Genomic DNA, 20848 nt, shown 5'->3' with positions numbered 1-20848 from the left:
ACCCAGACGCGATGATTCGCCCAAAGGCTGGGCAGCGTGCAACGAGATTTTCGGGGACCGGAACATCGATTCGCTGGTGGCCGCAATGGGAAAGGGGACTGTCCGGATCGAAAATCAACTCGTCACTGGCAACGAACTGACAGATGCTCTTACCCATGGGGCCCGACGTTGGAAGCCGGGTAGCGATGCCCATTTCGGTTCCTCTTTCGCACCTTGTCAGGTCGCTGTACCGGAGAATCGAGAGCGTTTCTCCACAGAGGTTCGATGGTCAACCTCAAGCTTCTCCCGAATCAAATCTGGCGAGGATTCCATTGCATGGCGTGAGGTAGGAAGTGGAATATTCGCGAGTGAAGATGGAGGGGTGAATATTTTGCGGCTGGCCATTCCCTGCAAGGTGCCATCTGCGCATATCAAACAGGAGTCAGGGCTCCCCCTTGAGATCGCGATCCGCGTGAAGAGGATTCCACAAATGGACACAGCCCTACGTGGAAAGATGGTCTCCGCCGTGGCGAAGAAGCTGTCTCAAAAGATTCCATGCGAAAACAGGCCGAACATCCCTGATGAGGTTGGCCGACACCAGCGATGAGCCAGAGCTCCCTGGCCGAGACGTCAGCATTGCGAACGTCTCCTCGATCACCGGCCTACCGGACCGCTCCGCCGCCCTCGGTCCTCCGCCGCCTTGCGTCCCTCACAGCAACTCCCGCTCCGCCCAGCCCCGCCACCACAACGACGGCTCCCACGACAACGTACGTAGCGATACGCGCTGTTCGCTGCTCAGCCGTCTCGCCCAGGTGGAGCTCTCCGGGAGTCGGGGCCTTCGCCTTGCGTACTCCCTCTTGGGCCGAGGGGCGTTCGAGTGGGTGGGCGTCTTCCGTCAGGGCCCGGGTCGGGTCTGCCACGCCCCAGCCGACCAGGCGGTCGTGGCCGGATACCGAGCGTTCCGCTGTTTGTTGGATTTGGGCCGTGATCTGGCGCGGGGTCCACGTGGGGTGCTTGGACTTGATGAGGGCCGCGAGGCCGGCGACGTACGGGGCCGCGAAGCTCGTGCCGCTGTCGGCGCAGTGGCCGCCCAGCGGGACCGTCGAGATCATGTCGACACCCGGGGCCGCCACGTCGACGAAGCCGCCGGACTGGGAGAAGGCGGCTCGTTCGTTGTTGCGGTCGGAGGCTGCCACCGCGAGGACGCCCTCGTAGGAGGCGGGGTAGGTCTTCTTGACGTTGCCGCCCAGGCCGTCATTGCCTGCCGACGCGACGATCACCCGCCGCAGGCCGAGCGCCCTGTCCACCGCCCGTTTGAGTTCCGGAGAGGGCTCGGCCGCGTTCGCGGTGTCCTGTGAGATGTTGATGACGTCCGCCCCGGCGCCGACCGCGTAGTCGATGGATTTCGCGAGAGTCTCCGCGGTGCCGTGGCCCTCCGCGTCGTTCTGCTTGATCGGGATGATCGTCGCCTCGGGAGCGAGGCCCACGAAGCCGGTTCCCTTGGCGGGGCGCGCCGCGATGATGCCCGCCACGCGCGTGCCGTGACCGACCGTGTCCGTGGTGCCGTCGGCCTTGCCGCGGTCGATCTTCTTGCCCTTCTCGTCCTTGGCGGGCAGGAAGTTGCGGCCGCGTGCCGTGTCCACCGCGGGCCTCAGCTGGGGGTTCTTGGTGTCCACCCCCGTGTCGATCACCGCGACCCGCACGCCTTTGCCCGTGGACTGGCGCCACAGCTCGTCCAGGAGCACGCGTTGCAGGGACCAAGGACGGCCCTCGTACTTCTTGGAGGGGAACGTGCACTGCCCGGACGACGACGGGTCGGCGGCGGCCGGCATCGGCGTGGCCAGCCCGAGTGCCAGTGCTGCCGCGGCCGTACCTGCGGCTTTTCTCGCGCGGCGTGCACGCGCGGCGGACGTGGCGGTCACGTACGTCATGTCAGCGCTCCGTTCCTGGCCCTCAGGCACCTTGCGGCTGACGAGCCGCGGCCGTTGACAGGCGCGGGCCCGTGGGCAGGAACGCGGACCAGGCCGCGGGGATCAGGGTCACGTCCGTATCCCCGTATCCGAGGCGTGTCTGCGCCTGTTGCGCCTCCTGTTGCTGCTGCTTGCGCTGCTTGGCGGACAGGCCGATGCTCGCGTCGTCCGTCGCGCTGTCGCTGTTGGACTGCAGCGCGTACCGCAGGCCCGTGTCGGTGGCCAGGAAGATGCCGCCCGCCTTGGTCTCCGAACCGAGGAACTGCCGGTAGAGCTGGCCTGAGCCCGGAGTGACGTAAGCGCTCGACGATCCGGTGGGGAGCGGGGCCGGGAAATCGGTGCCCGCCCACGTGCTGAGAGTGGTCTCGCCGTTGTCGGCGTCGACAGCGCGCAGAACGTTGCAGACGGTGTTGCGGCTGCCTTCCGTGGTCGATGCCTCGTTGGCCGCCGTCGGCTTCTCACGCGGCCATCTGTTCCCCGGCCCGAACTCCTCGGTGTCGGGGGTGAAGGCTCCGGCGCTCAGTGGACGGGCCCGGCCGTCCTGCTTCAGGTCGACGAGGTCAGGGCTGGCGAGGAGCAGGTTCGCGGTGAAGTCGGACACCGGGGCGATCCGTCCTGGGAGGACCACGTAGTGCTGTGCCCTGTCGCCGTCGGTCGCCTTGATGATCATGCCGACCTTGTCAGCCGCCCGGTCCTGGAGGCCCGGCACCTTCGCGTCGGTTCCTGGGACGCCCTCGATCTCGGGGAACGCGATGGCGCCGCCGGGGTGCAGCGTGTCGAGCCACTGCTTGGAGACACGCTGCGGTTCGTGGTCCGACCTCACGAGGACACGCAGCAGGAGTTCGCGGTCCTCCTTCTCCGCGATCCGGTACTTGGTGCCGCGCGCGTCGACCACGTACCGGGCCTTGTCGGGGCCGACGACGTACAACAGCTCGCCGCGCCGCAGGCGTTGGCGGCCCTCGGTCTTGTTCCGGTCCCGGTCGCCCAGCACGAACGCGGCCTTCTGGACGCTGCTTCCGCCTTCGACGGGGCGTTCGCACACCGCCCAGCGCTTGGCTGTGCCGGCCTCGGACGCGGAGGGGAGGCGGTCGGGGGCGTAGGGGATGCCGATCGTCGCGCCGTGCGGGATCGTGCCCTTGTCGAGGATCGACTCGTCGACTTTGATGACTTCGCCCTTGCCCGAGTCGAGGAGGAGCTTGGCGGAGGCCATGTTGAGGACGGGGTGCAGTTGGCGCTTGCCGTCGGTCTTCAGGATGACGTAGCGGGTCGTCGAGTCGCTCGCGATGATGACGTGTTCCTTGGGCTTGTCCCAGCCCGGTTTCGCCGCCGGCCGGAACATCCCCCACGCCCCGAACACCGCCAGGACCACCACGGCGACGATGAGGCCGGGCACCACCGCGCGCAGCGGACGCGGGGCCCCTTCCTCCGAGCCCGACGGTGAAGGCTGGACGAAGGCGGCCAGCGTGCGGCGCTTCGCGAAGGTGTAGGCGTTGAGTTCGTCCCGTCGTGATGCCATGCGCGTCTGCGTTCCCCCTATGAGCGAGCGTGGGCGATCGTCGCTCCACCCGAGCAGGGCCGGGGCGGACGCCTGCCCCGGACCTCCGCTGTCAGACCGGCCCCCTACTATGCCTGTTGTGTGATCGCGCGTGTGAGGTGGGTGAGGGCGAGGGGCCTCAAGTTCGCGTTCTACACGCCGATTTGGGAGACCTACGAGGGGTTGTGTCGATGGTTACGTCAGTGCGGACCCGGCCCGGGCGGCGTCGTGCCGAATCCGGGACGCGTGCACAGGCACCGGCGGCCGCTTCACCCGCACCTCTCCCCCACAGCGCCTTCGCTCCGCACCTCACTTCCCGCTCACCGCAGTTCGGTTGGTCCCGCTTGCGCCCCATGGTGCTTGTGGAGTTGGCCCTTGCCCTGGTGGGGGCGGCCTGGCTCGTCGATCCCCTGGCGGCCGCACCGGCAGCGGTGATCGCGGCGGTGCTGGTGTTCTTCGCCTTCGGACGTCGCCATGGCCGCCCGTGGCATGAATGGCTGGCCATCACACGGGCGTTCCGGGGACGCGTGCGACGTTCGGCCGAAGTGCCGGTGCCGCCCGGCACGGACCCTTCCTTCGCCCCGGCCGTCGAATGCGATCCCGCCCTGCGGACGTATGCCTACCGAGGTCGTTCGCGACGGCAGGTCGGCATGGCGGGGGACGGGACGTTCCTGACGGCGGTGTTGCAGATCGAATCCGACGCGACCGCGTTGCGGGCCGAGCGGGGACGGCAGCCGCTGCCGGTCGGGCTGGTCCGCGCGGCACTCGAAGTGGACGGAATCCGGCTGGAATCCGCGCAGATAGTGATCCACACGCAGCCCGCACCCGCACTGCACCTGCCTCAGCAGTCCGTGGCCGTCAGCAACTACGCGCCGCTACAGGCCCAGACCGGAGCACCGGCCGTGCGCATCACGTGGATCGCCCTCAAGTTGGACCCGGAGCTGTGTCCGGAGGCCGTGGCGGCGCGCGGGGGTGGGCCGGCGGGGGCCCAGAAGTGTCTGGTGCGCGCCGTCGACCAGCTCTCGAGCCGGCTGACGGGGGCGGGATTCCGGGTGGCGGTGCTGAACGAGGACGAGGTGGCCGCCGCTGTGGCGACCTCCGCCTGTGCCAACCCTCTGATGACCGCCCAGGCCGGGCGTGCGGAACTGCCGGAGCGCAGGACCGAGGAGTCCTTGCGCGCGTGGCGGTGCGACAACCGGCGGCACACCACCTACTGGGTACGGCGTTGGCCCCGGCTCGGTGGTGACGGCGGACCTGCGCTGCCTCAACTCATCGCTGTCCTCACCGCGGTACCGGCACTTGCCACGACGTTCAGTCTCACGCTCGGGCGGGGTGCGCGGCAGGAGATCGCCTTGAGCGGTCATGTGCGGGTGACGGGCCGCAGCGACGCCGAGCTCTCGGCGGCACGGCAGGGGCTGGAGCGAGGAGCGCGACAGGTGGGAGCGGGCTTGCTGCGGTTGGATCGGGAGCAGCTGCCGGGGATGTTGGCGACGCTTCCCCTGGGAGGTGCGCGGTGACGGCTCTGGATGTCGTGCGTGGGGGCTTCGGGCTGATCGGGCCCCGGCACGGGCGACACGGACTCACGGCTGATCAGGTGGATGCGCTCACCCTGCCCATCGGGGATGACGGGGTGGTCATCGGGGCGGACGCGGAGAGCCGGCCCGCGACTCTCGGGCTCAACCGTCCGACGCCGTACGACATCCTGTTCATCGGCGGCCTGTGGACCGCTCAGGTCATCGCGTTGCGGGCCGCCGCCATCGGGACTCGGGTGGCCGTGGAGACCGGGCGGGCCGGGGCGTGGGGGCGGCTTGTTCAGGCGCTTGGGGTCGGGCCCAGTGGGATGGCTGTGCATGAGGTGGGGCGGGTGCCGCCGCAGGGGGCCTCGGCGGGGAGTCCTGTGCTCGTGGTGCGTGACTGCGGGATGCGGCCGCCTCGAGGGCGGGTGGTGGCCGGGCCCTGGCAGTCGGTGCTGACGGTGCTGCCCTATCTCAGTCCTGTCGCTCCCCGGTTGATGCGGCAGGCCCGGCTCGTGGGGGTCCAGCGGGTGTCGCCTGATGAAGCCACGCTGATCGGGCGGGAGCTGGGGTTGCCGGGCGCGGACGTGGATTCGTTGCCGACGCTTGCCGACGGCGTGACGTTGTGGTGCGCCGATCGCGACCGGCAGTACGTGATGACGCAGGCCACCGATGCCGAGACCGGATTGTTGGGTGCCGCCCGCCGGATGGACTGAGGCCGGGCGGAGGCCGTCTTCGTGGTGAAATCGGCGCGCTCTATCCCCTGTTGGGTGTTTTGTCCGTCAGGTTTTGGCGTACGTGGATCACTTCCGGGCGCGGCGTGACGCAATGGACAGCGTGGGCGGGGTGGGCTGCCCTGCCGTGCCGGTGGTTTTGGTGATTAGTCTGGGGCAGGGCGCGACGCCAGAAACCCGCGAGCGGGTCGTGCGCGTCCTCAACGGGGAGAGCCAGGCGGATCGGACGACAGGAACGGTCGCCCCCCACCACGGCACGAGGGTGCTCGACCACACCAGGAGGCATTGTGAACAGCGATCGGGACGAGATCCGCGGGGGCTGGGACTCACCCGTCGATGATCAGTCCGACGCGGAGTCCGCCGCCGAGACGACGGGCGAGTTCACCATCGACTACGCGCCGCCCGCCTGGTACACGCAGAACGCTTCGGGCAGTGCCGGTGAGACGCCTTCGGCGTCCGCCGTTTCGACGTCGGGCGGTTCCACTCCGCCGGTCTCCACTCCGCCTGCCCCTGCTCCGTCTGTCCCTGCTCCGCCCGTCTCCACTCCGTCGGCGTCCACTCCGGTTGGTTCGGACGCTGGCGGTTCGGATGCTGCCCGTTCGGACGGTTCCGCTCCTGGTTCCGCGGCCGCTCCGGCCATGCCTTCCTTCGCTGCGCCGCCCGTGCCCATCGTTCCGCCCGCGGGGCCGGTTCCGCCTCTGCGCACGGAGGCGGTTGAGCCCGCCGAGCCGCCTGCGGCGGCTCCCTCCCACTCTGTTCCCGGCGTGGTGCCGAAGCTTCCGGTCGGGAGCGGGTTCCAGCCTGCGGCTCGGGACGAGGAGACGGGAGAGAAGGAGGAGAAGGAGGAGGCAGAGGAGACGGACTCCGGGGCTGAGTCTCCCGTGGTGTCCGGTGGCGGGGCCACCGACTGGAGCGCCGCTGTTGCGGGGCCGGCCGCCTCGGTCCACGTGACCGGTGTCGTACCGAAGAACGAGGTGGACGCCCTCGCCGAAGCCAAGGCCGAGGCAGAGGCGGAGACAGAAGCCGGCGCCGAGGCTGAGACTGAGGTTGAGGTCGGGGAGTCGGCGCCTCGTGCGGGTTCCGGTGGCTCGTCCGAGGCCGGTGCGGAGGAGCCCGAGCGCGACGCCGAGATCGTCGAGCCTGTCGCGGGGAACGGTGATCTGGAGAGTGGCGCCACCATGCGGTTCTCCGCACGTGCCCTCCAGCGCGAGATCGAGGAGCGTGCCGCCGCCTCGGCTCCTGAGGCCAAGTCGGACCCCGCCCCCGAGCCCGAGTCGGTATCGGTCTCGGAGTCGGAGTCGGAGCCCAAGGCTGTGGTCGAGGCCGAGCCCGACGTAGCGGGTGCTGATGAGGGGCGTGACGAGGAGCCGGTCGTCGCCGGACCCGCCGCCGTCACGGAGGAAGACGCGCCTCAGGACGCCGTGCCCGCGGCCGTCGTCGATGATGTGCAGGACTCCGTGCCGTCCTCCTGGACTCCGCCGCCCCCGCCGCAGAGCGGAATCCCGCCGTTGCCTCCCGCCTACCAGCCCGCGGCTCCGACCTCGGCGCCGCAGTGGCCCGTGCCTACGCAGAGCGCGCCGCCCGCGCAGCCGGTTCAGGCCGAGCCCGCGCCTGCCCCCGCCCCGGCCCCGGCCCCCGAACCCGTACAGGCGCAGGCTCCGGTTCAGCCGCAGCCGCAAGCGCCGGTTCAGCAGCCCCAGGCTCCGGTTCAGCCGCAGCCCCAGGCTCCGGTTCAGCCCCAGGCTCCGCAGGCCGGTGGTTACGGATTCCCGCAGTCGGCGCCCGGTGCGCCCTTCACGCCCGCGCAGCAGCCCGCGCCGGCTCCCGCGCCCGCGCCGATGCCTGCCCCCGCTCCCGCTCCCGTCGCGCCGGACGCCCCCGCCCCGCAGGCCGCGTACGGGTTCCCGCTGCAGGGAACGCCCGCTCCTGCCGCGCCCAACCTGCCCGCGCAGGGCGGTGGTTACGGCTTCCCGCAGCCGCCCGCCCCCCAGGGACAGCAGCCGCTCCCGGCCCAGCCCCAGCAGCCCCAGGCCCAGCCGCCTGCCCAGGCCCAGCCGCTGCCCCCCGTCGCCGCCCAGCCGCAGGCCCCTCAGCAAGGCCAGCCGGGGCAGCAAGGCCAGCCGGGACAGCCGGGCCAACCGCCCATCGACCCCCGTACCGGCGCCGCCTGGCCCCAGCCCCTGCAGCACGATCAGCGGGAGCGCACCAACCCAGGGGCTCCCCTCGGCTACACCGCCGCCGTGGAGCTCTCCTCCGACCGGCTGCTGCGCAACACCAAGCCGAAGACGAAGAGCAGCCGGCCCTCGGGTGGCGGTTCGCGGTTCAAGCTCGGTGGCAAGAAGGAAGAGGCCGAGCGGCAGCGGAAGTTGGAGCTGATCCGGACGCCGGTCCTCTCCTGTTACCGGATCGCCGTCATCAGTCTCAAGGGCGGCGTGGGCAAGACGACCACGACCACCGCGCTCGGCTCCACCCTCGCCACCGAGCGGCAGGACAAGATCCTCGCGATCGACGCCAACCCCGACGCCGGTACGCTCGGGCGGCGCGTGCGGCGCGAGACCGGGGCGACCATCCGTGACCTCGTCCAGGCGATCCCGTACCTCAACTCGTACATGGACATCCGCCGGTTCACCTCGCAGGCGTCCTCCGGTCTTGAGATCATCGCGAACGACGTCGACCCGGCCGTGTCGACCACGTTCAACGACGAGGACTACCGGCGCGCCATCGACGTACTCGGGAAGCAGTACCCGATCATCCTGACGGACTCCGGTACGGGTCTGCTGTACAGCGCCATGCGCGGGGTCCTCGACCTCGCCGACCAGCTGATCATCATCTCGACGCCGTCCGTGGACGGGGCGAGCAGCGCGTCCACGACGCTGGACTGGCTGTCCGCGCACGGGTACGCCGACCTGGTCTCGCGTTCCATCACCGTCATCTCCGGTGTGCGCGAGACCGGCAAGATGATCAAGGTCGATGACATCGTGTCGCACTTCGAGACGCGGTGCCGGGGCGTGGTCGTCGTGCCCTTCGACGAGCATCTGGCCGCCGGTGCGGAGGTCGATCTCGACATGATGCGGCCGAAGGTGCGGGAGGCGTACTTCAACCTCTCCGCGATGGTCGCCGAGGACTTCGTGCGGGCTCAGCAGCAGCAGGGGCTCTGGACGTCGGACGGGAATCCGCCGCCGCACATGGCTCCGCCGTTGCCGGGTCAGGTGCCGTACGGGGGGCAGCACGCGCAGCAGCCGTACGCTCCTTCGCAGGCGCAGGGCCAGCCGCAGAGTCAGCAGCCGCAGCAGGGCCAGCAGCAGCCCCAGCCCTATGCCCAGCCTCAGGGGCAACCCCAGCCGCAGCAGCACCCCCAACCGCAGCAGCCGCAGCCACCCCAGCAGCAGGTACCGCCCCAGCCCTACCCTCAGCAGCCAGGAGCCCCGCAGGCCTGGCAGCCGCCGCAGCACCAGGCACCGCAGCAGCACCAGGCACCGCAGCAGCCGCAGGGGCAGCCGCAGCCGCAGGGTGAGCCGCAGGCCCCGCAGCCGGTGCAGCCGGGCGCCCCGTTCCAGGCACCGCGGCCTCCTCAGCAGCAACAGCCGCAGCCACCCCAGCAGTAAGTTCCGCAGAACCCCCAGCGGGCCCGCGCCGTTCCTCGGCGCGGACCCGCTCGCGTGTCCGCCCCGTCGACCGCTGCCCGGTGGCCCCCACCTGCCCCTCCCCCCACCGCCACGCCCCCACCAGCCATGCGTCAGAGGTCTTGACCAATGCGGGTGAAATCACGGTCAACTCGTTATTTCCGCAGGCCACATGGGGTTCACCTGCCGTTGACTCGCCCAGACCGGCGCTGGTAGACACACATCAATCCAGCTGACGCCCCTTGATCAACCAGCGTGCAACCAGCCATCCCTGTGCGAGCGATGACGCGAGGTCACCGACCCATGGACACACAAGATCAGCACGGCAGACCAGCAGCAACCACGACACCACCCCCCGCCCCGCCGCGGTCCCGCCGAAGCCGTCGCCCGAGGTTCCTCCTCGCCGGCGCCGCCGCCGCGTTCACTCTCACGGCCGGTCTCGCCACGCCTCTCAACCCGACCCCGCAGCAGGCCGAGGCCAAGGATGACGGCGGCAAGAAAGTTCTCACCGTCGCCGTGGCGCAGAGCGTCGACTCGCTCAGCCCCTTCCTCGCCCAGCGGCTGCTCAGCACCAGCCTGCACCGCCTCACGTACGAATACCTGACGAACTACGACGCGAAGAACAACCGCGCGATTCCCGGCTTCGCCACCGAGTGGAAGCCGTCCGCCGACAAGCTGACCTGGACGTACACGATCCGGGACGACTCCAAGTGGTCGGACGGGAAGCCCGCCACCGCCGAGGACGCGGCGTGGACGTTCAACAAGGTGATGTCCAAGGAGGGCACCGCCACCGCGAACTCCAACTTCGTCACCAACTTCAGGAAGGTGACCGCGCCGAGCCCCACCAAGCTGGTCATCGAGCTGAAGAAGCCGCAGGCCACGATGGCCGCGCTCGACGTGCCGATCGTCCCCAAGCATGTCTGGGAGAAGGTCGACGACATCTCGAAGTTCAACAACGACAAGGACTTCCCGGTCGTCGGCAACGGCCCGTTCATCCTGACGGACTACAAGGTCGACCAGTACGTGCGGCTCAAGGCCAACAAGGACTTCTGGCGTGACGCGCCCAAGTTCGACGAGCTGGTCTTCCGGACGTACAAGGACCAGGACGCGGCGGTCTCCGCCCTGAGGAAGGGCGAGGTGTCCTTCGTCGCCGGGCAGCCGGCGCTCACCCCGGCGCAGGCGAACTCCCTGAAGAGCGCGGAGAACGTCAAGGTCAACGAGGGGCCGGGCCGCCGCTTCTTCGCCATCGCCACCAACCCGGGCGCGCGGACGAAGGACGGTGAGAAGTTCGGTGACGGCCATCCGGCCCTGCTGGACAAGCGGGTCCGTCAGGCGCTGTTCCTCTCCGTCGACCGCGAGGCGATCGTCGACAAGGTGTTCCAGGGCAACGCCGTCGAGGGCGCGGGCTATATCCCGCCCCGCTTCTCCGACTACGCCTGGAAGCCGTCCGCCGACCAGGAGATGACGTACGACCCGAAGAAGGCCGCCCGGCTCCTCGACGAGGCGGGATACGAGAAGAACGGTGACGGCAAGCGCGTCGGCAAGGACGGCAAGCCGCTCGACCTGCGCATTCTCTGCCACGCCACCGACCCCAACGACAAGGCGGTCGGCAAGTATCTGAAGGAGTGGTGGGGGGACCTCGGGATCGGGCTCAAGGTCAACTGCCTCGATGACGTCTCCGTGCCCTGGTACGCGGGCGAGTACGACCTCGCGTTCGACGGCTGGTCGGTCAACCCCGACCCGGACTTCGTGCTCGGCATCCACACCTGCGCCGCGCTGCCGGTGAAGGCCAAGGAGAGCGCCGCCACCGACAACTTCATCTGCGACAAGAAGTACGACGAGCTGTACGCCAAGCAGCTCGCGGAGTACGACCCGGCCAAGCGGGCCGAGATCGTCAAGCGGATGCAGTCGTGGCTGTACGACTCGGGGTACATGAACGTCCTCGCGTACCCGAACGCCGTCGAGGCCTACCGCACCGACCAGATCAAGTCCATCACCACCATGCCGACGGCCGCGGGCAACATTTACGGCCAGGACGGATATTGGAGCTGGTGGTCGGCCGTCCCCGCGGATGGGAAGAGTTCCTCCAAGGACGGCGGCTCGACCGGTGTCATCATCGGTATCGCCGCTGCCGCGGTGGTGCTCGTGGGCGGCGGAGTCCTGTTCGCCCTGCGCCGCCGTTCGACCGCAGAGGACCGCGAGTAACGCATGACCGCTGACAGCAATCCCGCTCTGCTCGACACCGAGGGCCCACTGGGCCCCGGGGCCGACGGCGACCCGGCGAAGGCCGGGCTGTCGTCGGCCCGCGGGCCACGGGCCCGCAACACCCGCGCCTATCTCCTCTATGTGGCGGGCAAGCTCGGCGGCGCGATCGTGTCGCTCTTCGCCGTGCTCGTCACCAGCTTCTTCCTCTTCCGGCTCATCCCCGGCGACCCCGTCAAGCAGATGACGGGCGGCAAGCGCGTCTCGGCCGAGCAGCTCGCCGCGATGCGCAAGGAGTTCGGCCTCGACAAGCCCGTGATGGCCCAGTTCTTCGACTACACCGGCAAGGTGCTGAGCGGCGACTTCGGTACGTCGTACCAGTTCCACGCCCCCGTCATGGAGAAGATCACGGAGGCGCTGCCCGCGACGCTGCTGCTCACCGGAACGGCGTACATCCTCTACACGCTGATCGGCATCTGGCTCGGCACGCGCACGGCCTGGCGCAACGGCAAACTGGGCGACCGCCTCCACACCGGGCTCGCGCTCACGCTCTACTCCGTGCCGTCGTTCTGGCTCGGGCTGCTGCTGATCATCACCTTCGCGGTGGGGATCGGGCCGATTCCCGGGATGTTCCCCACGGGTGGCCTGGAGTCGGGCGGTGAGACCGGGTTCGCGTACGTCATCGATGTCGCGCACCACATGGTGCTTCCCGTGATCACGCTGGTCGCCGTCGGGTACGCGCAGACGCTGCTCGTCATGCGGTCCTCGCTCCTGGACGAGATGGGCGGCGACTATCTGACGACCGCGCGGGCCAAGGGGCTCCGCGACGATCTCGTACGCCGCCGGCACGCCGTGCCGAACGCGATGCTGCCGACCGTCACCCTGATGTTCGTCAATCTCGGCACGGTGGTGGCGGGCGCGATCCTCGTCGAGACCGTCTTCTCCTGGCCGGGGCTCGGCGGACTCTTCTACCAGGCGCTGAGCGTGCCGGACCTGCCGCTGGTGCAGGGGCTGTTCTTCGTCTTCTCGGTCGCGGTGATCCTGATGAACACGCTGGCCGACGTGATCTATCCGCTGCTCGATCCCCGGGTGGGCCGATGACGACCGAATCCGCACCGACTCCCCCGCCCACACCGGCCCCTCCCGTTGTATCCGCCGCGCCGGGCGGGAGCGCGCGGTCGCTCGCGTGGGCGCGCAGACGGCACTCCGTGGCTCGGTTCTGGCGGGAGTACCGCACCCACCGGGCTGGGCTCTTCGGCCTGGCCGTGCTCGTCCTGATCGCGCTCGCCGCGGTCTTCGCCCCGCTGCTCGTGGGGTCGGACGCGCAGAGCGTGACCGACGCGCCGGGCAAGCCGATGGAGTCGCCGAGCACTGAATTCCCCCTGGGTACCGACCAGTTCGGGCGGGATCTGCTGGGCCTGCTGGTGTGGGGCGCGCGCATCTCGCTCTCCGTGGGGCTGCTCGCCGCCGTCCTGTCCGTGGCCATCGGCACTCTCGTGGGCATCACGGCGGGGCACTTCAAGGGCTGGTACGCCACCGTCATCATGCGGATCACCGACTGGTTCCTGGTGATGCCGACGCTGGTGCTCGCCATCGCGCTCGCCGCCGTGATGTCCGGCACGATCTGGACGATCATCCTGGCGATCGGAGTCACCACCTGGCCGACCACGGCACGCCTGGTCCGGGCGCAGACCCTCGCCGTGGAATCGCGGCCCTACATCGAACGGGCGCAGGCGCTCGGCGGCGGCCACGGCCACATCATGGCCCGGCACGTCCTGCCCAACGTCATGCCGCTCGTCCTCGCGCAGACCACCCTCGTCATCTCCGGCGCCATCCTCACCGAGGCCACGCTCGCCTTCCTCGGCCTCGGCGACCCGACGAGCGTGTCGTGGGGCGGCCTGCTCCAGGACGCGCGCGAGGCGGGCGCGGTCAGCGCGGGCCACTGGTGGTATCTCGCCCCGCCCGGTCTCGCCATCGCGATCGTCGCGCTCGCGTTCACGCTGTGCGGGCGTGCCGTGGAATCCGTGCTCAACCCCAGGCTGGGGGCCACCCGTTGAACGACGCAGCGAAAACCGAAGGGCACCGGCTCCTCGACGTGCGCGACCTGGAAGTGACGTACGCGAACGGCGCCGCCGCCGTCCGTGGCGTGCACCTCGCCGTCGACGCGGGCCAGAAGCTGGGCGTCGCGGGCGAGTCCGGCTGCGGCAAGTCCACGCTCGCGCTGGCGCTGCTGCGGCTGCTGCCCGCGGGCACGAAGGTGTCCGGCGAGATCCTGCTCGACGGCGAGGACGTGCTGGCCATGAAGTGGGGCCGGGTACGGGCCGTGCGCTGGGCGGGCGCCTCGATCGTCTTCCAGGGCGCGATGCACTCGCTGAACGCCGTGCACCGCATCGGCGACCAGATCGCCGAGCCGATCCTGCTGCACAAGAAGGCGACGCAGGCGGGCGCGCGCAAGAAGGTCGGCGAACTCCTCGAACACGTCGGGCTGCCCGCCGCCCGCGCGGACGCCTATCCGCACGAGCTGTCCGGCGGCCAGCGCCAGCGCGTCATGATCGCCATGGCGCTGGCCTGCGATCCCCGTCTGATCATCGCGGACGAGCCGACCACCGCGCTCGACGTGATGATCCAGGCCCAGATCCTGCGCCTGATCGAACAGCTCGTGTCCGAGCAGGACCTCGGCCTGATGATGATCAGCCATGACCTGGCGGTGCTCTCCGACACCTGCGACCGGCTCGCGGTGATGTACGCGGGCCGCGTCGTCGAGGAGGGCCCGGCCTCCCAGGTCTACGAGAACGCCCGGCACCCCTACGGCAAGGCCCTCTCCGCGGCCTTCCCGCGCATCGGTGACCCGGCGTCCAGGTTCGCGCCGCGCGGCCTGCCCGGCGACCCGCCCGACCCGTCGGCGCTCCCCACGGGCTGTACGTTCCATCCGCGCTGCACGGTCGCGCTGGAGTCCTGCACGACGGAGGACCAGGCCCTGCGGGAGGCGGGCCCGCACCACCGCGCGGCCTGCGTCCACGCGGGCGCGCCGCTCCCGGCGCAGCCCACGTCGGCGCCGACGACGGCGGAGCGCACACCGTGACCCAGAGCATCCGTGACGAGGAGCCGCGCATGACCACCCCCGAGCCGGGCGGCGGGCCGCTGCTGTCCGCCGCCGATCTGCACATCGCCTTCCCCGGCCGCCGGGGCGCGCCGACCGCGCGGGCGGTGGACGGCGTCGACCTCGACATCAAGGGCGGCGAGATCGTCGCCCTGGTCGGCGAGTCGGGCTGCGGCAAGACGACGCTGGCCCGTTCCCTGCTCGGCCTGGTCCCGCCGACCTCCGGCACGGTGACGTTCGCCGGGAAGCCGCTGGAGTACTCGGCGCGCTCCCTCAAGGCGTACCGCAAGCGCGTCCAGCTGGTCCTCCAGGACCCGAGCGGTTCGCTGAACCCCCGGCACACGGTGTACGAGGCCGTGGCCGAGGGGCTGCGCATCCACGGGTACGCGGGCGACGAGCGGGCCGCGGTCGCCGAGGCGCTCTCACGGGCCGGGCTGCGCCCTCCGGAGCGCTTCTTCCTGCGCTATCCGCACGAGCTGTCGGGCGGTCAGCGCCAGCGGGTCGTCATCGCGGGCGCGCTGGTCCTCGGACCGGAACTCATCGTCGCCGACGAGCCGGTGGCCTCCCTGGACGCGTCCGTACGCGGCGAGATCCTCGCCCTGCTGCTTCGCCTGCGGGACGAACTGGGTCTTTCGGCACTGGTGGTGACGCACGATCTGGGGCTGGCGTGGAACATCGCGGACCGGGTGGCGGTGATGTACCTGGGCCGCATCGTCGAGACAGGAACGGTGGAGGAGGTGCTGACGGCCCCTCAACATCCTTATACTCAGGCCCTGTTGTCGGTGCTTCCAGAGGCCCCCGGGGAGCCGGTCGTCCTCACGGGTGAGCCGCCGGACCCGTCCCGCATCCCGGGGGGCTGCCGGTTCCATGTCCGGTGCCAGGTGCTTGCCTCCGGGGAGGCGAAGCGGGCGGGGGTGGCGGACCGATGCCGTGGGGAGGATCTGGCGGTGCTGTCGGGGCAAGGCGAGACGCAGGTGGCATGCCACTGGGCGCGGGAGCGGGTGGTGGAGGGGGCGCCTTAGACGGGGCTTGCCCGGGCGCCCCGTAAGGGGCGCGGGGAACTGCGCGCGCAACCACGACGCACTCGCGGCCGCGCGAGCACCCGCACCGCCTACGGCGACTTGGCGGCCTCGATCAGGGCCCGGCACCGCTTCACGTCGTCCGCGATGGCGACAAGCAGCGCCTCGATGGAGTCGAACTTCGCCTGCCCCCGCACGAAGGCGAGGAAGTCCACCGCGACATGCAGCCCGTACAGGTCAAGACCGACCCGGTCGATCGCGTACGCCTCGACGGTCCGCTCGGTGCCGTCGAACTGCGGATTCGTGCCGACGGAGATCGCCGCCGGCATCGCCTCCCCCTCGACGTGCAGCCAACCGGCGTAGACACCGTCGGCGGGGATGGCGGTGTGCGGCAGCGTCTCCACGTTGGCGGTGGGGAAGCCGAGTTCGCGGCCGCGCTGGGCACCGCGCACGACGACGCCCTCGACGCGGTGCGGGCGGCCGAGGATCTCCGCGGCGCCCGTCATGTCGCCCTCGGCCACCAGGCTGCGGGTCAGCGTCGAGGAGAACGGGCGGCCACCACCGGCCTCACCGGTCACGTACAGGTCGATGACGTCGACTTCGTAGTCGTACGTGCGGCCGAGCTCGGCGAGGAGGTCCACATTGCCCGCGGCCCTGTGGCCGAAGCGGAAGTTGGGGCCCTCGACGACCACGCGCGCGTGCAGCTTGTCGACGAGGACCTTCACGACGAAGTCGGCGGGCGACAGCTTCGAGAACTCGGTGGTGAAGGGCAGGATCAGCACCGCGTCCACGCCGAGGTCGGCCATCAGCTCGGCGCGCCGGTGGTGCGGGGCGAGCAGCGGCGGGTGGCTGCCGGGGCGCACGACCTCGCTGGGGTGCGGGTCGAAGGTGACGACCACGGCGGGCACGCCGAGCCGCCTGGCGCGCTCCACGGCACGCCCGATGATCAGCTGGTGACCGCGGTGCACGCCGTCGTAGGAACCGATGGTGACGACGCTGCGCCCCCAGTCCTGGGGGATGTCCTCCAAGCCACGCCAGCGCTGCACTTCTTTGCTCCTCGCCGAACCCGTGTACGTCCGTTACGTCTGTACGTTCCCATTGCCGATTGCGCAGGTCTAAGACTGCCATGCCGAGGGGCGCCGCCCCGCATCGGTGTCTCCCCGGGAAGGGTGGCGGGGGTCACTCGGGCCGCTCCGGGCTAGGGCCTGTCTGACAATTCCCGCCTGCCTCGCGACGCCATGCACGCACTCTCGCCGCACCGGGCGCAGAGCCAAGTACATCCAGTACGAGGCCCTACGCCCGGCACGCCGAGAGCACGCACCTGACGCCGCGAGGCCGCCCTCCGGGCGACGACGCGAATTGTCAGACAGGCCCTAGGCAGGCACCGGCGCGCCGCCCGCGAGGTCCGTCAGCGTCCGGGAGGCGCTCGGGCCGACCAGGGCGGCCCACTCCTGCGGGGCGTCGTGGAGCCAGCCGGCGACAAGGGCGGCGAAGCCGGGGTCGGAGCGGGCCAGTTCGACCACGCAGCGGTCGAAGCGGGAGGCGCCCTCCGGGGTGCGGCCGAGGAGCAGCCCGGCGCGGTGGACCCGCTCGCGGGTGGGGGGTTCGCCGATCTCGGCGGCGCCGCGGGCCACGGACCGCAGGACGCTCTCCAGGACCGCGGGGTCGCGTTCCTGGCCGAGCAGTACGTCGAGCAGGTCGCTCCGCAGGGCCTGTGAGGCGGCGGTGCCCGGGGCGGCGAGTACCGGCCCGAGGGCCGCCCTGACGCGCGGGAGACGGCTGTGCAGCAGGCCCGCCACCAGGGGGAAGAGGACGGTCCGCGCCTCGGGACCCTGTTCGAGCCGCCGGTCGAAGTATGCGGCCGCGGACGCGATGGCCTCGGGGCGGGCCTCCAGGGCGTCGCGCACCAGGGAGGCGACGCGGTGCGCGAGGGCGGGTGTGGCCGCGTCGGCCAGGCGGCGCAGCGCCTCGCCGAACCCGTCGTCCGCCGGGCCAGGCCGGTGCAGGCGGGCGGTGAAGGCGGCGAGCACCTGCTCGGGGTGGGTGGCCAGGGCCTCGGCCGCCGCGCTCGCGGGCAGCGCCGGGTCCCCGGCGGCGAAGCGCCGCAGGACCCGGGGCAGGTACCGGGAGCGGGTCTGCGGGTCGCGGACGAGCAGGGCGAGCGCGGCGCCGTGCAGGGCGCCGTCGTCCGGGCGGGCGAGCAGGGCGAGGGCGGCGTGCCGCAGGTGGGCGCGGTCGGTGTCGGCGGTGGCGTGGGGGGCGGCGCGCAGGCCTTGGGAGGCGGCGGCCGCGCGCCGGCCCGGCCGCTCGTCGTGCGCCCAGCGGCCGACGGCGCGGCAGACGGCGGCGGGCTCCTCCTCGGCGAGGGCGGCGAGCAGTTCGTCGGCGCGGGCGTGCGCGCAGTCGGCGAGGGCTTCGGTGAGGTCGTCGACGGCGCGGTGCCGGTGGGTATGGAGCAGCGCCTGCGCGGCGGAGGCGACGGTGGCGTCGGGCGCGGCGTCCAGCGGCCGCTCGTCGGTGAACCAGCGGACGAGGTGCGGCTGTACGTTCGCGGGGTCGGCGGCGAGGAGTCCGGCGACGGCGTCCAGGCAGCGGCCCGGGGCCCCCGGCGGCCCGTCGTGTACGACGAGGTGCCGCAGCAGCGCGAACCGCGGGGTCTCCCCCAGCGACAGCCGAAGCCAGAAGGCGGCCTCGAACAGGCCGCGCTCCGCGAGGACTTCGAGCACCGGGAGGTGGGGCGCCGCGTCGGGCACGCGCAGCAAGGTCCCGCGCAGCAGGTGCGCGGCCCACCACCGGGCGTCCGTCACCGCGTCGTCCGTCACCGCGCCCGCCGCCGCGCCCATCGCCGCGTTCGTCGCCGCGTTCGTCGCCGCGTTCGTCGCCGCGTCCGCCTCGCCGCCTGGCATCGCGCCCGTTACCGCGTTCGTCGCCGCGTTCGTCGCCGCGTCCGCCTCGCCGCCTGGCATCGCGCCCGTTACCGCGTTCGTCGCCGCGTCCGCCTCGCCGCCCGTCACCGCGTACGCCTCGCCGCCCGGCGCCGCCGCCTCCGTGAGGTCGGTCAGCGCGTCCGCCAAGTCACGCAGCCGCTCGTCCAGTTCGGCCGGGCCGCGCTGTCGGCCCAGCGTGAGCAGGGCTTCGATCACGGGGCCGATGCGGTGGCGCGGCACCGGGGCCGGGCGGGTAGGGGCAGGGCCGCGGCGGCGCTGTTCCGGGACCACCGGGGAGCGGGCCGTGCCCCGGTGCCGGTGGACGAGGGAGGCAAGCGCGCCGTCCACGTCGAGATGCGTGCCCTGGAGCCAGTCGGCCACCTCCTCGTGCGCGAAGCGGTAGCCCGTGCCCGCCGGTACCAGCAGCCCCTCGGCCAGCACGGCCGACGCCCAGCCCGTACAGCATCCGGGAGCACCGGGGAGCGCACCCCACGGGAAGACGTCCTCGAAGGAGGCCCGGTCCAGCTCCCCCTGCGCCGGCCCCAGGCAGCGCCGCGCCGCCTCGTGGACCTGGCCGGACACCTTCGCCGCGAGGCGTCGCACGGCGGTGCCGCGCAGGCCGTTCGCCGCCGCGAGCCGCACGGCGACCCGCAGGCACATCAGGTCCAGATAGGCGGCGAAGACCTCGTCCCGGCCGGGCGTGCCCGGCGGCGGCGCGTCGGGGAGGGCGGCCCGCACCTCGCCGAGCAGCCGCAGCGTCAGCGGATGCCGCGCGTCGGCCTCGGCGAGCGCCCCGTCCGGGATGCCGTACCGCGCGCGGACCTGACGCGCCTGCGGCTCGGACAGCTCGTCGAGACGTACACACCGGGGGAAGCCGGAAACCGCCGCCTCCCCTGTCGCCGCCTCGTGGAACGCCGCCCCGTGGAGCGAGGCCCCGTCGAAGTACGCCCCCGCCTGCTCCCAGTACTCCGCCCGGCAGGCGATGACGAGGCGCGCGCCCGTGTCCCGCAGCCAGGCCGCCGTGGCGTCGCTCCACCCGGCGAGGCGCTGCGCCGACAGGGGCGGCATCTCCTCGGGCCCGTCGAGGAGCAGCAGCAACGGCAGCCCCGCGTCCCGCACGAGCCGCGCCACGCGCCCCGCCGAGACGTCCCCGAGGCCCTCGCCGCCCGGTGCCTCCTGTGCGGCCGCCAGGATCCGTACCGCCCGGTCGAGGACCCGCTGCACGGCGTCGGCGACGGACGCGTCCGTGCCCCGCAGGTCGGCGCCGCGCAGCCACAGCGTCGGCGCGGGCTCGGCGCCCCGGGTCCGCCGGGCGGCGAGCGCGGCCAGTTCCGTCGTACGCCCCGTGCCGGGGGCGCCGACCAGGCCGAGGACGCAGGCCGGGCCATCGAGGAAGGCGGCGAACTCCCGCGCCACATCGGGCCGTTCGACCGGCTCCAGGTGGGCGGCCCGTGGCCCGTCGGAGCCCGCCGAGGTGGCCGTCAGGTGCAGCGCGCCCGCCGGATTCAGGTCGTGGCCGTACGCCGGGACGGTCGCGGCGTTGCGGGCGATCAGCTCGGCGAGCGGTCCGCCGGGGTCTGCGGCGGCCGCCTCCCGCAGCGAAATCGCGAACCCGGGCGGACGGTGGGTGAAGGGCGCGTCGCCGAGTGGGCGGGGGCCGGGGTCCTGGGGCAGCAGGGCGGTGCAGAGGACGGCGAGGACCGCGCCGGACGCGACGTCCACGACCGGTCCGCCCGCGGCTCCGCGGCCGGGCCGCAGCGCTTCTGCGCCCTCCGTGCCGATCGCCAGCTCCAGGGCGGCGCCCACCGGGTGGAAGCGGTCGGTCGCGGTGTACGTCACGGGGGACGAGCCGAGGACGCGGGCCTCGCGCCAGCCGAGCGCGGCGATCCGCACGTAGGTGCCCCGCGCCACGGAGTCCCGCACGGCCAGGGGCAGGGGCCGCAGTCCGAGGCCCTCGGTGCGCACCAGCGCGAGGTCGGCGCCGGGCAGCGCCACGACGGCCTCGGCGGGCACCACGCAGGTGCGCCCGTCCGGCGCGTGCAGGACGATCCGCGCGAGGCCGTCGACGGCCTCGTGGCTGGTGATGACCGTGCCGTGCTCGTCGGCGGCGAAGCCCGTGCCCCGCGGGCGCCCCGCCATGTCGCACACCCGCACGAGGGCCTGGTCCGGCGCCGTGTGGCCGCCTCGCTCCCCCGCGCCCGCGGTGTCCCCGGCACCCTCGGCCCGCGGACCCCGTCCCGCCATGC

Annotated in this window: 12 protein-coding genes; 8 read left to right on the top strand and 4 right to left on the bottom strand. The window is 71.9% G+C overall.

All coding sequences use genetic code 11. The features are described from left to right. Positions 1 to 641 precede the first annotated feature (641 nt). Positions 642 to 1910 carry a type VII secretion-associated serine protease mycosin gene (gene mycP, locus ACF062_RS32830; RefSeq protein ID WP_392143235.1) on the bottom strand — a complete coding sequence of 423 codons (1269 nt, stop codon included), beginning with the start codon at positions 1908 to 1910 and terminating at the stop codon, positions 642 to 644. A 22-nt stretch (positions 1911 to 1932) separates the two neighbouring features. Next, a complete protein-coding gene (gene eccB / locus ACF062_RS32825; RefSeq protein ID WP_392143234.1) occupies positions 1933 to 3465 on the bottom strand; it encodes a type VII secretion protein EccB in 1533 nt (510 codons plus the stop codon). Positions 3466 to 3674: 209 nt separating this feature from the next. Between eccB and eccE the strand changes: the two genes are divergently transcribed. From eccE to ACF062_RS32785, 8 genes are all read left to right on the top strand, one after another. Continuing rightward, the gene (eccE, locus tag ACF062_RS32820) at positions 3675 to 5000 is read left to right on the top strand and encodes a type VII secretion protein EccE (RefSeq protein ID WP_392143233.1); all 1326 of its coding nucleotides are present in this window, start codon (positions 3675 to 3677) and stop codon (positions 4998 to 5000) included. Beyond that, complete coding sequence (locus tag ACF062_RS32815; protein ID WP_392143232.1) at positions 4997 to 5713, top strand: hypothetical protein; 717 nt, start codon at positions 4997 to 4999, stop codon at positions 5711 to 5713. Before eccE ends, ACF062_RS32815 begins: the two co-directional genes overlap by 4 nt. A 305-nt stretch (positions 5714 to 6018) precedes the next feature. Continuing rightward, positions 6019 to 9336: an SCO5717 family growth-regulating ATPase gene (locus tag ACF062_RS32810; RefSeq protein ID WP_392143231.1), complete on the top strand. Its 3318-nt coding sequence runs from the start codon at positions 6019 to 6021 to the stop codon at positions 9334 to 9336. Between the two features lie 321 nt (positions 9337 to 9657). After that, positions 9658 to 11559, top strand: coding sequence for an ABC transporter substrate-binding protein (locus ACF062_RS32805; protein WP_392143230.1), 1902 nt, complete (start codon positions 9658 to 9660; stop codon positions 11557 to 11559). 3 nt (positions 11560 to 11562) lie between these two features. Beyond that, positions 11563 to 12657 carry an ABC transporter permease gene (locus ACF062_RS32800; RefSeq protein WP_392143229.1) on the top strand — a complete coding sequence of 365 codons (1095 nt, stop codon included), beginning with the start codon at positions 11563 to 11565 and terminating at the stop codon, positions 12655 to 12657. Then, on the top strand, positions 12654 to 13613 hold the full coding sequence (locus ACF062_RS32795; RefSeq protein WP_392143228.1) for an ABC transporter permease: 960 nt from the start codon (positions 12654 to 12656) through the stop codon (positions 13611 to 13613). The genes ACF062_RS32800 and ACF062_RS32795 overlap by 4 nt, the downstream gene beginning before the upstream one ends. After that, positions 13610 to 14638 carry an ABC transporter ATP-binding protein gene (locus tag ACF062_RS32790; protein WP_392143227.1) on the top strand — a complete coding sequence of 343 codons (1029 nt, stop codon included), beginning with the start codon at positions 13610 to 13612 and terminating at the stop codon, positions 14636 to 14638. The genes ACF062_RS32795 and ACF062_RS32790 overlap by 4 nt, the downstream gene beginning before the upstream one ends. Before the next feature lie 29 nt (positions 14639 to 14667). After that, positions 14668 to 15678: an ABC transporter ATP-binding protein gene (locus tag ACF062_RS32785; RefSeq protein ID WP_392143258.1), complete on the top strand. Its 1011-nt coding sequence runs from the start codon at positions 14668 to 14670 to the stop codon at positions 15676 to 15678. Positions 15679 to 15767: 89 nt separating this feature from the next. On the opposite strand, the gene ACF062_RS32780 is transcribed toward ACF062_RS32785, so the two are convergent. Together ACF062_RS32780 and ACF062_RS32775 are read right to left on the bottom strand one after the other, a co-directional pair. Next, the gene (locus ACF062_RS32780; RefSeq protein ID WP_392143226.1) at positions 15768 to 16721 is read right to left on the bottom strand and encodes a bifunctional riboflavin kinase/FAD synthetase; all 954 of its coding nucleotides are present in this window, start codon (positions 16719 to 16721) and stop codon (positions 15768 to 15770) included. A 327-nt stretch (positions 16722 to 17048) separates the two neighbouring features. Then, complete coding sequence (locus tag ACF062_RS32775; protein WP_392143225.1) at positions 17049 to 20846, bottom strand: trypsin-like peptidase domain-containing protein; 3798 nt, start codon at positions 20844 to 20846, stop codon at positions 17049 to 17051. Between the last annotated feature and the right edge of the window lie 2 nt (positions 20847 to 20848).

This window comes from Streptomyces sp. NPDC015345 (assembly GCF_043078805.1).
Classification (GTDB): Bacteria; Actinomycetota; Actinomycetes; order Streptomycetales; family Streptomycetaceae; genus Streptomyces.
Note: the sequence above shows the minus strand (reverse complement) of the source record. Positions and strands in the feature narration are given on the sequence as shown.